11 protein-coding genes are annotated in these 15250 nt (G+C 73.6%); 3 read left to right on the forward strand and 8 right to left on the reverse strand.

The features are described 5' to 3' along the window. Window positions 1–10: 10 nt before the first annotated feature. Window positions 11–1192: a cytochrome P450 gene (locus tag ABFX50_RS48275; RefSeq protein WP_346157482.1), complete on the forward strand. Its 1182-nt coding sequence runs from the start codon at window positions 11–13 to the stop codon at window positions 1190–1192. A 3-nt stretch (window positions 1193–1195) separates the two neighbouring features. Here ABFX50_RS48275 and ABFX50_RS48280 read toward each other — a convergent pair whose 3' ends face one another. Next, window positions 1196–1975: an alpha/beta hydrolase gene (locus tag ABFX50_RS48280; RefSeq protein WP_346157484.1), complete on the reverse strand. Its 780-nt coding sequence runs from the start codon at window positions 1973–1975 to the stop codon at window positions 1196–1198. A gap of 49 nt (window positions 1976–2024) precedes the next feature. On the opposite strand from ABFX50_RS48280, the gene ABFX50_RS48285 reads away from it, so the two are divergent. Next, on the forward strand, window positions 2025–2528 hold the full coding sequence (locus ABFX50_RS48285) for a helix-turn-helix domain-containing protein (RefSeq protein WP_326640757.1): 504 nt from the start codon (window positions 2025–2027) through the stop codon (window positions 2526–2528). Here ABFX50_RS48285 and ABFX50_RS48290 read toward each other — a convergent pair. Genes ABFX50_RS48290 through ABFX50_RS48300 form a run of 3 tightly spaced genes read right to left on the reverse strand, consistent with a single transcriptional unit; the run spans window position 2517 to window position 5265 of the window. After that, window positions 2517–3761, reverse strand: a complete 1245-nt coding sequence (locus tag ABFX50_RS48290) for a pyridoxal phosphate-dependent aminotransferase (RefSeq protein WP_346157489.1) — start codon at window positions 3759–3761, stop codon at window positions 2517–2519. The two genes, ABFX50_RS48285 and ABFX50_RS48290, sit on opposite strands and share 12 nt — an antisense overlap. A gap of 17 nt (window positions 3762–3778) precedes the next feature. Further along, window positions 3779–4519 carry an SDR family NAD(P)-dependent oxidoreductase gene (locus ABFX50_RS48295; protein ID WP_346157491.1) on the reverse strand — a complete coding sequence of 247 codons (741 nt, stop codon included), beginning with the start codon at window positions 4517–4519 and terminating at the stop codon, window positions 3779–3781. After that, a complete protein-coding gene (locus ABFX50_RS48300; protein WP_346157494.1) occupies window positions 4516–5265 on the reverse strand; it encodes a thioesterase II family protein in 750 nt (249 codons plus the stop codon). Before ABFX50_RS48300 ends, ABFX50_RS48295 begins: the two co-directional genes overlap by 4 nt. Window positions 5266–5424: 159 nt before the next feature. On the opposite strand from ABFX50_RS48300, the gene ABFX50_RS48305 reads away from it, so the two are divergent. Further along, window positions 5425–6630 (forward strand): cytochrome P450, encoded by a 1206-nt coding sequence (locus ABFX50_RS48305; protein WP_346157496.1) that lies wholly within the window; start codon window positions 5425–5427, stop codon window positions 6628–6630. Here the strand turns inward: ABFX50_RS48305 and ABFX50_RS48310 are convergent. The 4 genes from ABFX50_RS48310 to ABFX50_RS48325 form a co-directional block, all read right to left on the reverse strand. After that, a complete protein-coding gene (locus ABFX50_RS48310; protein WP_346157499.1) occupies window positions 6621–7064 on the reverse strand; it encodes a winged helix-turn-helix transcriptional regulator in 444 nt (147 codons plus the stop codon). The two genes, ABFX50_RS48305 and ABFX50_RS48310, sit on opposite strands and share 10 nt — an antisense overlap. A gap of 56 nt (window positions 7065–7120) precedes the next feature. Then, a complete protein-coding gene (locus ABFX50_RS48315; protein WP_346157502.1) occupies window positions 7121–7342 on the reverse strand; it encodes an MbtH family protein in 222 nt (73 codons plus the stop codon). Then, a complete protein-coding gene (locus ABFX50_RS48320; protein ID WP_346157504.1) occupies window positions 7342–8625 on the reverse strand; it encodes a lysine N(6)-hydroxylase/L-ornithine N(5)-oxygenase family protein in 1284 nt (427 codons plus the stop codon). The genes ABFX50_RS48315 and ABFX50_RS48320 overlap by 1 nt, the downstream gene beginning before the upstream one ends. A gap of 2 nt (window positions 8626–8627) precedes the next feature. Further along, the coding region (locus ABFX50_RS48325; RefSeq protein WP_346157507.1) for an amino acid adenylation domain-containing protein at window positions 8628–15250 on the reverse strand (6623 nt) is incomplete at its 5' end.

Raw genomic sequence — 15250 nt, forward strand, 5'->3', positions numbered from 1 at the left:
GAGAAGCGTCATGACCGTTCTCACGGACCGATGGAACGTCAATCCGCAGCACTTCTGGCTGCGCGGCGAGAAGCCGGAGCAGCCGGTCGCGTACGACCCCGCGCTCGGGCTCTGGAACGTCTACGGCTATCCGGAGGCGGTGGCCGTCCTCGGCGACCCGAAGACCTTCTCCTCCGACACGACGCGGCTCGTGGCGGCCGACATCGACCCCTCGCTCAACGACGGCGTGCTGTTCCAGATGGACCCGCCGGAGCACCGCAAGCTCCGCAACCTCGTCAGCCACGCCTTCTCCCCGAAGATCGTCGCCGGGCTCGAACCCCGCATCAGCGGGCTCACCACCGAGCTGCTCGACGAGGCCGCGGAACGGGGCCGGCTGGAGCTCGTGGGCGACCTCGCCTACCCGCTGCCCGTGATCGTCATCGCCGAGCTGCTCGGCGTCCCCGCGAGCGACCGTGACCTGTTCAAGGGCTGGGTGGACCGGCTGTTCGAGAGCACGCACCAGTTCTCGATGGCCGAGGAGCCCGCGGGGCTGGAGACCCACCTGGAGATCACCGCGGCGATGACCGGCTACCTGCGCGAGCACGCCGTCGAGCGCAGGCGGCGGCCGCGCGAGGACCTGCTGTCGGAGCTGGTGCTCGCGGAGGTGGACGGCGAGCGGCTGAACGACAACCAGATCGTCAACTTCGCCAACATCCTGCTGATGGCTGGGCACATCACGACGACGATGCTGCTCGGTAACACCGTGCTCTGCCTGGACGCGCACCCGGAGTGGTTCGCGGCCGTACTCGCCGACCGGTCCAGACTGCCCGCGGCGCTGGAGGAGACGCTGCGCTACTTCAGCCCGTTCACCGCCGCCGCGCGCTCGACGACGACCGAGGCGGAGGTGGCCGGTCACACCATCCCCGCCGACAAGATGATCATGGTGTGGGTGGCCGCGGCCAACCGCGACGGGCGGCAGTTCCCCGAGCCTGACACCTTCGACCCCTCCCGCGACCCCAACCCTCACCTGGGCTTCGGCCGCGGCGTGCACTTCTGCCTGGGCGCGCCGCTGGCCAGGATCGAGGCCAGGATCGCGCTCGAGGTGCTGCTGGAGCGCCATCCGGTGCTGCGCACCGACCCCGATGACCCGCCGTCGTTCGTGCCCGCGCCGGACATGAGCGGGGTCGAACGCCTGCCGCTGCTCACCGCATGAACGTCAGCGCCGCATCAGCGCGAGCACGGCGTCCCCGAGCGGCGTGCCGCGGCGGCCGAGGTCCAGCGGCAGGTCGAAGTGGTTGCGCCCGCGGGCGACGAAGGAGACCAGCTCCGGCGTCCGCGGGCGGGCGGCGGTGACGAAGTCGTGGTGCTGCCGGGTGAACGCCGCCGTCTCGTTGTCGCCCACGGCGACGACCAGCGGCGGCAGCCGCTCCGGCAGCCGCCGCACGGGGCTGTTGCGCGCCGCGGCCGCCGCGTCCAGCCCCAGCGCCGCGTTGACGTACGTGTGGCGCAGCTCGCCCAGCTCGTAGACGCCGCTGAGCAACGCCGCGCCGGCGACGGGAGGCCCGTCGAGCAGGGCCATGGCCACCAGGTGGGCGCCCGCCGAGCTGCCGCTGAGGTGGACCGGCCCCCGGGCGCGCGAGGCCAGCCACCGCACGCCCTCCCGCACCATGGCGACGATCTCGTCCAGCGGGTAACGGGGGGCCAGCCCGTAGCCGAGCGCGGCGAAGGCCATGCCCTCGCGCTGGAAGTCGGCCGCGGCGAACGCGGAGTCCGCCCTGCCCAACTCCTGCCAGTAGCCGCCGTGCACGTAGACCATGAGGGGCGCGTCCGGGGAGTCACAGGGGAAATGGTCGGCGATCTGCTCGGGCCGGGCACCGTAGCGGAGGCGCCGGTAGCCGGCGGCGCGCGCGGCCCGGCTGCGCCGCGCGTACTCCTCCAGGTGGACCCGCAGGTCGGCGACGCACGTGCTGGGCGAGTATTCGCGGTCAAGGCTCATGAGGCGCGCCCCTTTCTCCGAGACGAATGCTGATGATCCGGGAGGCGAAGTGTCCAAGAACTCGGCCGAGGTGCGGTTCGTCCGTTGGCCGGCCCAGGCGGAGCTGCGCAATCACTGCCGAAGCGAGGGGATCCCGTGTCTGCTGGTCGTGGAGGGCGGCGCGCGGCCCCCGGTGTGCAGCGACCCGCGGGAGGACTGGGTCCGCGCGCCGATCTCCCGTCCGGACCTGGAGGCCCGCGTCGCGGCGCTCCGGCAGCGCGTCCACGACCGGCGCAACCCGGTGCTCGACGCGACCGGCACGCTGCTGTTCGACGCGCGGTCGGTCACCGTCTCCAGCACGCACACCGAGCTCATGGCGCTGTTCGTGGAGCGGTTCTGCGAGGTCGTCTACCGCGAGGAGCTGATCGGGCGCCTGGCCGAGTGCGGGCAGCGCCCGACCAGGAACGCGCTGGATCTGCACATCATGCGGCTGCGCCGCCGGGTGGGCACGGTCGGCCTGGCCATCAGGACGGTGTGGGGCCTCGGCTACCTGCTGGAGCCCTCACACGTGTGAGGCGTCGCACTCGGCCACGAAGTCCAGCAGCCGCTGCACGCCCTCGCGCAGCACCTCGGGACCGACGCAGAAGGCGATCCGCACGAGCCGGTGCGACCACGGGGCGGGCTCGATCGAGCGGACGGCCCCGGTGCCGTCCAGGCCGGGCTGGAGCGCGAACCCGGTGCCGGGCACGACGGCCACGCGCCGCTCGCGCAGCAGCCGCGCCGCGAACGTCTCGGCGTCCAGCCCGGAGCGGGCGATGTCCAGCGTGGCGTACCAGCCGCCCGACGGCAGCTCGGGCAGCAGGCCCGCGGCCACCAGGGCGGGCAGGACCGCGTCCCTGTTGGCCCGGACCAGCTCGCCGTGCGTCTCCGCGGCCTGGAGGCACCGCATGGCGGCGATCCCGGCGTGCTGGACCGGGGTGGACGGGCCGATGATGTTCGCCTCTTGGACCACGCGCAGCGTGCTCGCGGTCCGCTCGTCGGCCGTCACCACGTAGCCGAGCCGGTAGCCGGTCATGGCCATGCTCTTGGAGAAGCTGAACGTGCTGTGGACGATGCGCTCGGACTCCGGCAGCCCGCGTTCCAGCGACGCCGGGGAGACGTGCTCGCCGTCGAAGACGAAATGCTCGTACGCCTCGTCGCTGACGACCCGCCAGCAGCGGGACCTGGCCGCGTGCAGCAACTGGCCCACGGCGGAGGCGTCCATGACCACTCCGGAGGGGTTGGCCGGGGAGTTCAGCAGCAGCACGCGGGTCGCCGGCCCGGCGGCAGCCAGGACGGCCTCGGGGTCGGGCCGGTAGTCGGGGCCGAGGGGGTAGAACACCGGCCGCAGCCCGGCCAGCAGGGCCTGCTGCAGGTGGACCGGCCAGTGCAGCTCCGGCAGCAGGATCTCCGCGCCCGGCTCGGCGATGGCCTTCAGCAGCGACGCCAGGCCCTGGCACGATCCCGGGGTAACGAACACGCGCGACACGGAGGCGTCGATGCCGTTGGCGGTCCTGAGCTTGGCGACGATCAGCTCGCGCAGCTCCAGGAGGCCGTCCACCGGGGTGTAGCGCGTCTCGCCGCGCCCTACGGCGGCCACGAGCGCGTCGGCGACCTCCGGCGGCGGGTTGAAGTACGGCTCGCCCACGTGGAGCTTGGCCACCTGCCCGCCGGCGCCCCGTTCCTCCTCGGCGGCCGCGTAGAAGATCTCGTGCAGCCACGACAGCGGGATCGTCGAGGCGATCGGCACCGGGCTCAGCATGGTCATGGTCTCCTCCTGGGCAGTCATGTAGTGCGGCCCCCGTCCACCGGGACGAGCGCACCGGTGATCCATCCGGCGAGGTCCGGGTCGAGCAGCTGGCAGACCCACCTCGCGATCTCCTCGCCCGTCCCGAAGCGGCCCATGGGGGTGGCCGACAGCAGGTTCTCGCGCAGGTCCCGCGTCCCCTCCGGGGTCAGCCCGAGCTCCTGCCACATGGGGGTGTCCACCGGGCCGGGCAGGACGGCGTTGACGCGCACCTCGGGGGCGAGCTCGCGGGCCAGCGAGCGGGTCAGGCTGTTGAGCGCGGCCTTACTGGCCCCGTAGCAGGAGCGGCCGGGCATGGACAGCACGCCGCCCACGGAGGAGACGTTGACCACCGCGCCGCCCACGGCCCGCAGGTGCGGCAGCGCGCATCTGATCAGCTCGGCGGGGGCGCGCACGTTGACGGCGAGCATCCGGTCGAACTCCTCCAGGTCGGCCTCCTCCAGGCGGCCGAAGCGGGCCAGCCCGGCGTTGTTCACCACGCCGTGCAGCGCGCCGAAGCGCTCCACGGCCGCGCGCACGATCCGGTCGGCCGCGCCGGGCGCGGCCTCGTCCTCCGGCACGGCCTGCGCTGGCCCGTCGGTGGCGAGTTCCTCCAGCGCCGCGCGCCGCCGCCCGACGGCGGTGACGAGCGCGCCCTCCTTCAGCGCCCGTTCCGCGATGGCCCGGCCGATGCCGGTGCCCGCCCCGGTGATCACCACCGACCTGCCCTGGAGGCTCATACCGGCGTCACCTGCACCGTGTCGGCGACCAGTCCGGCGAGGTCCTGCCTGAGGTGGAAGTGGCCGCCGGGCCGGACCCGCAGGGCGAAGTCCCCTGTGGTGACCCGCGCCCACTCGGGCTGCGTCGCCTCCTCCACGAGGGGGTCACCGTCGCCGTGGTAGCAGCGGACCGCGCAGGACAGCGGCGCCGTCCCCGGGCGCGGCCGGTAGGTCTCGCTCGCCCGTACGTCGGACCGCAGCATGGGCAGCAGGACCGAGCGCAGCTCGGTGTTGCCCGCGATGTCGGCGTCGATGCCGCCGAGCTCGCACAGCGTCGTCCAGAACTCCTCGTCCGCACCCAGATGGGTGCGCCCGCCCGCAGCCAGCTCGGGCGGCGGCGAGCTGGAGACGCACAGCCGCAGCGGCTCCACCCCCGCCTCGCGCAGCGCCAGCGCAGTCTCGTAGGCGACCAGCGCGCCCAGGCTGTGGCCGAACAGCACGCAGGGCGTCTCCCACGCCGTCTCCAGCAGCTCGGCGGCGGCGCCGGCGGCCATCGTCCGTACGTCGCCCACGGGCGGCTCACGGAACCTGTCCCCCCGGCCGGGGTACTGGACGGCCAGCAGCCGCACGGCGGGCGGCAGCGCGGGCGCCCACTCCGCGAAGAACCCCGCGGAGCCGCCTGAGTGCGGGAAGCACACCACGCTCAGCCCGGGACGCTCCACCGCGGTCAGCGACCGCAGCCAGCGCTGTTCCCACGTTCGCACCATGACCTCCTCCTCCGTCGCGGCCGTCCCTCCTCTGACCACTGTCGCCGTCGGAGGGGACGAAGCCAGCGTTCGCGAAAGATGTGGGCAAGAGATCGAGCCGCCCGCGGTCGCCGCGGCGACGATGGCGGGGTGACGACGGCAGGGAAAGGAGCGTCCCACGTGAGCCCGTCACTCGATCTGACCGACCCCGCCACCTTCGTCCGGCACGACCCCCACGCGTTCTGGCGCGAGGTGCGCCGGGAGCGTCCGGTGTACTGGCACGAGCCGTCCGGCGGGCGGCCCGGCTTCTGGGTGGTGTCCCGCCACGCCGACGTGCTGGCCTGCTACGACGACTGGAAGCGGCTGAGCTCGGCCCGCGGGACGGTCCTCGACGTGCTGCTGCGCGGCGGCGACTCCGCGGGCGGCAAAATGCTCGCCGTCACCGACCGCCCGCGCCACCGGCACCTGCGCAACCTGATGCTCCAGGCGTTCTCGCCACGGAGGCTGGGCGAGGTCGCCGCGAAGGTGGAGGCGCGGACCGCCCGCCACGTCGCGGCGGTGGCCGAGCTGGGCCGTTTCGACTTTGCCGCCGAGGTGGCCGAGCACATCCCGATGAACACGATCTGCGACCTGCTGTCCATCCCGGAGCAGGACCGCAAGGAACTGCTGCAGTGGAGCAAGTCGGCGCTGTCGTCCGAGCGCCCCGACAGCGCCGAGCTGGACTCCCTGGAGGCCAGGAACGAGATCGTCCTCTACCTGATGGACCTCGCCTTCGAACGCCGCGCCCACCCCGGCGACGACGTGATCAGCATGATCGCCGGCGCTGAGGTGGAGGGCCGCCCGCTCACGCCCGAGGAGATCGCGCTCAATTGCTACAGCCTGCTGCTCGGCGGCGACGAGTCCTCACGGATGTCGGGCATCGCCGCGGTGCTGGCCTTCGCCCGCGACCCCGGCGAGTGGCGGCGGCTGCGCGAGGGCTCGGTCGGCCTGGACACCGCCGTGGAGGAGATCCTGCGGTGGGCCACGCCGGGCATGCACTTCGCCCGCACGGCGCTCACCGACTTCACGCTCGGCGGGCAGCGGGTACGCGCGGGCGACATCGTCACCATGTGGAACACCTCGGCGAACAACGACGAGACGGTCTTCACCGGCCCGCGCGTCCTCGACCTGGGACGCCGGCCGAACAAACACCTCACCTTCGGCCACGGGCCGCATTTCTGCGTGGGCGCGTTTCTCGGCCGGACCGAGCTGCGTGCCCTGCTGGAGTCCCTGGTGGCGTGCGTCGGCGAGATCGAGCTCGACGGCACGCCCGCCCGCATCTACTCGAACTTCCTGTACGGCCACAGCACCCTGCCGGTCCGGTTCCTGCCGCGCGCTCAGGCGTAGCGCGAGCGCAGCTCGGGACCGGCCGCGGGCCCGGCGCGGAAGACGTGGTCGGCGGTGTCCACCCGGCGGCCGGTGTGCCGGTCCACCACGACCGGCTCCACCTCCTGCCCGGTGCGGGCGTCCACCAGGACGAGTCCGCGCCGGCCTGGCTCCAGCTCCCGGTTGCCCCAGGCGGCCAGGACGAGGATGAGCGGGCGCAGCGACCGGCCGAGCTCCGTCGGCCGGTACCCGTCGCCGTGCGGGGCGACGAGGCCCGTCGCCACGGCCGCGTCCAGCCGTTCGCGCAGCGTCGCGGCGGTGACGCCGAGGTTCTCCCGCATCCGCCGCACGTCGTGGACGCCGTTGAGCGTCTCGTGCAGCAGCTCCAGCGTCCGCCAGTCACCGATGCGGTCCACAGCCCGCGCCAGCGGGCAGTCCTCGATGCGTGCGGCCATACCCGCCTCCGGATCGCTGGGCTTCCCGGGGGCGGTGGCCCCCGGGAAGCGCTCGGTCAGTTCGGGTCGGCCGCCATGGCCTCGCGCAGGCTGCGCGGGCGCATGTCCGTCCAGTGCTGCTCGACGTACTCCAGGCAGGACCCCCGGGCGTCCTCGCCGAAGACCACCCGCCAGCCGGCCGGCACCTCGGCGAAGGATGGCCACAGCGAGTGCTGCTCCTCGTCGTTGACCAGGACGTAGAACCGGCCGTCGGCGTCGTCGAACGGGTTCGTGCTCATCATCGGACTCCTTTTCTCCGGTGTTCCAGGATCGAGGCGACGATCTCGCCGCTCCTGACCGCGATGTTCGACAGCAGCGACGAGCTCAGCCCATGGCTGTGCTCGGTGCCGCCCTGCAGGTAGATGCCGCAGTCCAGCTCGGGGCCCGTCACCATCCGGTAGTCGCGCTCGACGCGGTAGCGGCCGGCCTCGTCGCGCAGGCAGTGCCGGTCGAGCTCTCCAAGGACACGGCCCGGGTCCATCGGGTCGTAGCCGGTGGCGAAGACCACCAGGTCGACCTCGAAGTCGTCGTGGTCGTCGGTGAGCAGCGAGTGCACCGAGATCCTGGTGTCGTCGGCGACGCGCTTGACACCGCGTACCCGGGTCATCGGCAGGAACGACAGCCGCCTGGTGCCGCGCAGCTCCTCGTCGTAGGCCCGGCGGTGCAGGCCCTGGATGACCTCGTCGTCCACGACGGAGTAGTTGGTGTTGCCGTGGTAGCGCCAGATGGCCCGCTTGGACGGCTCGGAGCCGTCGAAGTAGACGTCCACCGCGCCCGGGTCGAAGACCCGGTTGGCGAACGGGGTGTCGTCGGCGACGCAGTAGCCGTAGGAGGGCATGACGGCGAGGACGTGCGCGCCCGGCACCTCGTCGTAGAGGAACCTGGCGATCTCCGCCGCGCTCTGCCCGGCGCCGACCACCGCCGCGCGCCTGATCTCGCCGCCGTCCCAGGCGCGGAAGTTGTCCAGGAACTCGGAGCTGTGCCAGACGCGCTGGTCGCGCTCGACGCCCGGCGGCAGCTTCGGCATCAGCCCGGTGGAGATGACGACGTTGCGGGCGAGGATGCGCCACTCGCCGCCCGCGTGGGCGTGCCTGCGCAGCTCCACCTCGACGCAGCCGGCGGCCCGGTGCGGCGGCCGGCGCAGGGCGACCACCTCGGCGTTGTAGACGGGCCGCTGGACGAGCTGCGACTCCGCCCACTCCAGGTATGCGTGGAACTCCTCCCGCGTCGGGAAGAAGTCCTGGTTGTTGACGAACTGCGGCAGCCGCCCGGCCGCGTGCAGGTAGGAGACGAAGCCGAAGCGCGAGCGCGGGTTGCGGAAGGTGGCGAGGTCCTTCAGGAACGAGACCTGCATCTTCGCCGAGGGCACCAGCATGCCGCGGTGCCAGCCGAGCGACGGCTGCCGTTCGAAGAAGACCGAGGACAGTCGCTCGGCCTCCTCCTCCAGCGCGATGGCCAGCGAGAGGTTCGACGGCCCGAACCCGATGCCCACCACGTCGTAGGTGTCGTAGCTGGACGCCACGGTCAGTCCTCCCCGAGTGCGAGATTGACGATCCTGCAGATCTCGGCCGCGTGCTCCGGCCGGTACATCTCCTGGTGGGTGCAGCGGATGTCGTGCTGCCTGAGCTCCCCCTCGACGTGGGGCCGCCACAGCGCGGCGTAGTCCTCGGGGTTCAGCAGCGCGTTGAAGAACAGCGTGGTCCCGCGGTAGACGGGCGAGCGGAACCTCTTCATCATCGCGGTGTGCTCGACCATGAGTGAGGCCGACGTCTCGACGATGAGGTCGTACTCGTCCATGTCGTCGAGGTGGCGCATGTACTTCTCGAAGAACTCCCTGACCTCGCCGGGGTCGGGGTCGTCCGGCGCGTGCCGGGTGAAGTAGCTCGCCGGCGCGCAGTCCAGCAGGCCGAGCAGCGCGACCTCGTGGCCGCGACGTTGCAGCTCGGCGGCGGCGGCGTGCGCGACCGTGCCGCCCAGCGACCAGCCGAGCAGGTGGAACGGCCCCTCCGGCTGGATGGCGAGGAGCTGCACGAGGTAGTCCTCGACCATCTCCTCGATCGAGGCGGGCCGCGGGTGCGAGCGGTCGAAGCCGCGGGCTTGCACGCCGTAGACGGGATGGTCCTCGCGCAGGTGCGCGGCGAAACCCATGTACGGCCAGCACAGCCCGCCGCCGGAGTGGAACCACCACAGCGGCGCCCGCCGCCCGCCGGTCTTGATCGGCAGCACCACGGCGAACGGGTCCTGGCCCTCGGGCGGGTGGGCCGCGTCCAGGTGCGCGGCCAGCTCGGCGACGGTGGGCGCCTGGAAGACCGTCCTGATCGGCACCTCGACACCCAGCTCGGCGCGGATGCGCCAAGTGAGGCGGATGACCCGCAGCGAGTGCCCGCCCATGGCGAAGAAGTCGTCGTCGACGCCGATCCGGTCCAGGCCAAGCACTTCGGCAAAGAGCCTGGCCAGTGCCTCCTCCCGGTGGTCGCGCGGCGCCCGGTAGACGCCGCCCGCGAACTCGGGCTGGGGCAGCGCGGCCCGGTCGAGCTTGCCGTTGCCGGTCAGCGGCAGCCGGTCGAGCACCACGAACGCGCTCGGCATCATGTACTCGGGCAGCCGCGCGGTCACGCGCTCGCGCAGCGCGGCCAGCAGCGCCCCGACGCCGCGGGCGACGGTTGGGGTGTTCACCAGCCGCTCCCGCAGGCCGCTGGGCCGGAAGACGCCGTCCACGCAGGTCTGCGCCGACGGGGTGAGCACCGCCTCGAAGCCGCCGGGGTCCGTCGCCGACCAGGTGCAGTGTACGGTGAGGCTGCGCGCCGCGCCCCACGCGCACAACGCCTCGGGGTCGACGCCGCCCGCCGGCCCCGCCTCGCTGAGCAGGCGGGCGTTCGGCAGCCGGGTCAGCCGCACCGGGCCCTCAGGACGCAGGTCGGCCAGCGCCATGACGTCCTCGCCCCACGTGAGCGAAGGGACGCCGGCCGCGTCCAGGGGCCGTACCGGCTGTTTGTGCAGCACGACCTCGTAGCGGTGCCTGGTCAGCTCGTTGTGGTGGCCGCCGCGTTTGAGCTGGACGTCCACGGCGCCGACGTCGGTGTTGCGCGCGGCCCAGGTCGTGAAGTACTCGGGGTCGAGGACGAGCTCCTTGTCGGCGAGCACGGCCCGTTCGACCGCGGCCCGCACGACGGCCGGGGGATCGTCGGGATGCTGGGCCCGGTGCACGGCGATGTGGAAGGCCCGCAGCGTCGCCAGGTTGCGCACGTCGCCCACGACCACCCGGCCGCCCGAGGCCAGCAGACCCATGGCGAGGTCGAGCACCTGGGCCAGGTAGCCGGCGTCGGGGAAGTACTGCACGACGGAGTTGAGCACGACAGTGTCGAAGTGGCCGACGGGCAGGCCGGCGGCTTCCTCGGCGGGCTGGCAGCGCAGCGTGACGCGCTCGCCCCACGGCTGCCCGGCCACCTGGCCGCGCAGCCGGTCGATGACGGGGGCGGAGAAGTCGGTGCCCCAGTACTCCTCGACGTGCGGCGCCAGCGGGGCCAGCAGCAGGCCGGAGCCGACGCCGAGCTCCAGAACCCGGCGCGGCCGGTGCGCGAGGACGCGCGCCACGGCGGCGTCGCGCCAGGCCGACATCTCCTCCTCGGGGATCGGGCGGCCGGTGTAGGAGCTGTTCCAGCCGGTGAAGTCGGCGCCGAGCGGGCCTGGCCGCACCTCGCCGCCCTCGTACATGGAGTCGTAGACCTGCTGCCACTCGCGGACGTGCTCGGCGGCCTCGTCGCCGGAGGCGAGGGCGGCGCCGGGCACCACGTAGGCGACCAGCCTGCGGTCACCCGGGCGGTCCTCGCGGGCGATGACCGCGGCCTGGGCGACCCCGGCGTCCTCCAGCAGCACCGCCTGGATCTCGGCGGGCTCGATGCGGAACCCCCTGACCTTGAGCTGGTCGTCCACGCGGCCCAGGTACTCCAGCCGGCCGTCCGCGTTCCACCGGACCAGGTCACCTGTGCGGTACATGCGCTCGCCGGGCCGGCCGTGGCGGCAGGCGACGAACCGTTCGGCGGCGAGCCCGGGGCGGCGGACGTAGCCGCGGCCGAGCCCCTCACCCGCGAGGAACAGCTCGCCCGCCACGCCCGGCGGCGCCAGCTCCAGGCTCTCGTCCAGGACGTAGAGCCGCATGCCCCGCATGGGCTCGCCGATGGGCACGCTCTCCGCGCCGTGCGGCAGGGCGCGGACGCGGTGGCGGGCGGCGAAGGTGGTGGTCTCGGTGGGGCCGTAGCCGTTCACCACGGTAAGGCCGGGGCGCAGCACGCGCCGCACGGCCTCGGGCGAGAGCGCCTCGCCGCCGGCCCACACCTCCTCCACGCCAGCGAAGCAGCCGGGGTGCTCCTCCGCCATCACGGCGAACAGGCCGGCCGTCAGCCACAGGCCGGTGACCCCGCCCTGCTCGACGGCCTCGGCCATGGCCGCCAGGTAGAGCTTGCCCGGCGGGGCCAGCACGAGCGTGCCGCCGGAGGTCAGCGGCGTCCATAGCTCGTAGGTCGAGGCGTCGAAGGTGTGCGGGGAGTGCACCAGCACGCGCCGGTGCGCCCGCCCCCAGCAGTCGTCGAGCGCGAGGTCCGCGACGTTGCGGTGGGTGATCTCCACGCCCTTGGGCCGCCCGGTGGAGCCCGAGGTGTACATGACGTAGGCGGCGTTGTCCGGGCGCACCCGCGCCGCGGGCGGCGGCCCGTCCGGCAGCCCGGCCTGGTCGCTCGCGGCCCACTCCTGGTCCAGTACGGCCACCGGCTCGGCGTCGCGCAGCATGTAGGCGACGCGCTCCGGCGGGAAGTCCGGGTCGATCGGCACGTACGCCGCCCCGCTCTTCACCACGCCCAGGATGGCCGCGACCAGCAGCGGCGAGCGTTCGAGCAGCAGGGCGACCCGCCGCTCAGGGCGCGCGCCGCGGCCGATCAGGTGCCGGGCGATGCGGTCGGACCAGCGGTCGAGCTCGGCGTAGGTCCACTCGTCCCCGCCGCCGGTCATGGCCGTGGCGTGCGGGGTGCGGCGCACCTGGGCGGCGAACAGCTCGGGCAGGGTCCGGAGGGTGTCCCGTGCGGCGCCCGCCCGCTCCAGCAGCTCCTCGCGCTCGCCCGGCAGGAGCAAGTCGCCGCCGCCGATGGTGTCGCCCGCGTGGGTGACGAGGTGGCTCACGAGGCGGGCGAAGCGGGCGGCGACGGTCTCGGCGGTGCCGCGGTCGAACAGGTCCGTCGCGTACTCCAGCGTGCCCGCGCCGTCGGGCGCGAGGTTGAAGAACAGGTCGAACTTGGCCCTGCGCGTGGGCACGGGTTCCAGCCTGACGTGCAGGCCCGGCATCGCGCTCGCACTCGGGGCGTTGTTCTGCCAGGCGAACATGACCTGGAACAGCGGGTGGTAGGCGGTGGAACGCTCGGGGTTCAGGAGCTCCACCAGGTCCTCGAAGGGCACGTCCTGGTTGTCGTAGGCGGCCAGCGCCTTTCCCTTGACGCGGCCGAGCAGCTCGTGGAACGACGGCCGCCCGGACAGGTCCACCCGCAGCACCCAGGTGTTGACGAAGAAGCCCACCAGGTCGGCCAGCGCCTCGTCGGTGCGGCCGGCGATCGGCGAGCCGATCGTCACGTCGTCGCCGGCGCCGAGCCGCCACAGCAGCACCGCGAGCGCGGACTGCAGCACCATCGGGACGGTCACGCCCTGCTCCCTGGCCAGCTCCTCGACCCGGGCCAGCACGGCGGGATCCAGCCGGACGCCGACCGCGTCGCCGCCGTTGCCGGCCACGGCCGGGCGGGGGCGGTCGGTGGGGAGCTGGACGGGCTGCGGCACACCGTCCAGCTCCCCGCGCCAGTAGCGGGTCTGCGCCGCGACCAGGCTGTCCGGGTCGTTCTCGTCGCCCAGCAGCTCGCGCTGCCACAGCGTGTAGTCCGCGTACTGGACGGGCAGCCCGGCCCAGCTCGGGGCCGCGCCCGCGCGCCGGGCGGCGTAGGCGGCGGACAGGTCGCGGGCGAGCGGGGCGGAGGAGCCGCCGTCCCCGGCGATGTGGTGGACCAGTAGGACGAGCACGTGCTCGCGCGGCGACACCCGGAGGACGCTCGCCCGGACGGGGATCTCCTCCGCTAGGTCGAACTCGCGCTCCACGGCGCGGGCGACCGCCGGCTCCAGCTCGTCGGGGGTGGTGACGGGCAGGTCGAGCGCGATCTCCCCGGGCGGGACGACATGCTGGTACGGCATGCCCTCGGTGTCCTCGGGGAAGATCGTGCGCAGGCTCTCGTGCCTGGTCACCACGTCCAGCAGCGCGGCGCGCAGCGCCGGCACGTCGAGCTCGCCGGTCAGGCGCAGCACGATGGGCAGGTTGTACGTCGGCGACGGCCCCTCGAAGCGGTGGATGAACCACAGCCGGCGCTGCGCGAACGACAGCGGCAACCTGGCCGGCCGCGGCATCGGGGCGAGCCGGGGACGCACCCGCTGCCCCCCGCCGAGTCGGTCGGCCAGCCCGGCGGGCGTGGGCGTCTCGAACAGGGCCCGGATCGGCAGCTCGGCGCCGAGGACGGTGCGGATCCGGCTCACCAGGCGGGTGGCCAGCAAGGAGTGGCCGCCCAGGTCGAAGAAGCCGTCGTCGGCGCCGACCCGGTCCACGCCGAGCACCTCGGCGAACAGCCCGCAGAGCTTCTCCTCGCGCGGGGTGCGCGGGGCGCGGCCGGTGCCGGAGCCGGACCGGCCGGGCGCGGGCAGCGCTCTGCGGTCGATCTTGCCGTTGGCGGTCAGCGGCATCCGGCCGATCGCGACCACGGTGGCGGGCACCATGTACTCCGGCAGCCGCTCCCGTGCGTGCGCGCGGAGCAGCGCGCCGAGGGTGCCGATCTCGCGGGCGGCGGTGGGCTGGCTCGTCCACGCCCGGCCGTCGCCGGCGACCGGGACGAAGGCGCCGGAGCAGACCTGGTCCTCGGGCACGTCGCCGGGCAGCAGGATCGCGTCGAAGCACTCGGGCCCCGCCGGCGACCAGGTGACCAGGGCGGTCTTGCCCCGTTCGCGCGCCCAGGCGGCCAGCTCGTGCGGGTCCAGCGCGGGGCCGGCGGGCGGCGGGCCCGCGAGGACGGACAGCGCGCGGGCCGTCGCGGCCTCCCCGGCGAGGCGGGCGTTGGGGATGCCAGTGACGCGCACCGGCCCGGCCTCCGGGACGTCGTCCAGCGCGGTCCACGGGACCGTCTCCAGGTCGTCGAGCCGCGTCGGCCGCACGGGCTGCTTGTGCAGCACGACCTCGTAGCGGTGCCTGGTCAGCTCGTTGTGCCGGCCGCCCGGCTTGAGCCGCACGTCGAGCGCTCCGGCCGCGTTCGTCCCGGCCCAGGCGGCGAACCACTCAGGGTCCACCACCAGCTCCCGTTCGACCAGCAGCGCCTGCTCCACCAGGGCGCGCACGGCGGGGGCCGGCGCCTCGGGCTGCCGTCCCCGCTGCACGGCCGCCTGGAGCAGCGGCAGGGTCGCGGCCCGCCGGATGTCGCCGAGCACGATCCGGCCGCCGGGGGCCAGCAGCCGCCAGGCCAGGCGCAGCACCCGGTCCAGGTAGCCCGTGCCGGGGAAGTACTGGGCGACGGAGTTGAGCACGACGGTGTCGAAGTGCCCTTCCGGCAGGCCGCCGACGTCGTCGGCCAGCCGGCACAGCAGCCGGACGTTCTGGCCCACCTCGGGCCGCAGCCGCTCAATCACCGACGGGGAGAAGTCCGTCGCCCAGTACTCCTCCGTGTGCGGCGCGATCCTGGACAGCAGCAGGCCGTTGCCCGCGCCGATCTCCAGCACCCGCCGCGGCGACCACCGCGTGACGCCCGCCACGGCCGCGTCCCGCCATTCCCGCATGTCCTCGACGGGGATCGGCTCGCCCGTATAGCTGGACGTCCAGACCGAGAAGTCGTCGGCCCACTCCTCCGCGGCGGAGTCCGCGTACGCCTGGTCGTAGACGTGCTGCCACTCCTCGACCTGGGCGGCGGCCCCCTCGTCGCTGCCGGCGACGGCGGGGACCACGTAGGCGACCAGACGCCGGTCATCGGCCTCGCCTTCCTTGGCGACCACGACGGCCTGCTCGACGAGGGGGTGCGCGGTGAGGATCGTCTCGATCTCGCCGGGTTCGATGCGGTGGCCGCGGATCTTGACCTGGTTGTCCA

It is taken from the genome of Nonomuraea recticatena (assembly GCF_039533245.1).
Taxonomy (GTDB): domain Bacteria; phylum Actinomycetota; class Actinomycetes; order Streptosporangiales; family Streptosporangiaceae; genus Nonomuraea; species Nonomuraea roseola.

Bases quoted from the DNA above. Each gene is read 5' to 3' on its own strand.
- ABFX50_RS48275 (WP_346157482.1), top strand. From the start codon at position 11: ATGACCGTTCTCACGGACCGATGGAACGTCAATCCGCAGCACTTCTGG.
- ABFX50_RS48280 (WP_346157484.1), bottom strand. From the start codon at position 1,975: ATGAGCCTTGACCGCGAATACTCGCCCAGCACGTGCGTCGCCGACCTG.
- ABFX50_RS48290 (WP_346157489.1), bottom strand. From the start codon at position 3,761: ATGACCATGCTGAGCCCGGTGCCGATCGCCTCGACGATCCCGCTGTCG.
- ABFX50_RS48295 (WP_346157491.1), bottom strand. From the start codon at position 4,519: ATGAGCCTCCAGGGCAGGTCGGTGGTGATCACCGGGGCGGGCACCGGC.
- ABFX50_RS48300 (WP_346157494.1), bottom strand. From the start codon at position 5,265: ATGGTGCGAACGTGGGAACAGCGCTGGCTGCGGTCGCTGACCGCGGTG.
- ABFX50_RS48310 (WP_346157499.1), bottom strand. From the start codon at position 7,064: ATGGCCGCACGCATCGAGGACTGCCCGCTGGCGCGGGCTGTGGACCGC.
- ABFX50_RS48315 (WP_346157502.1), bottom strand. From the start codon at position 7,342: ATGAGCACGAACCCGTTCGACGACGCCGACGGCCGGTTCTACGTCCTG.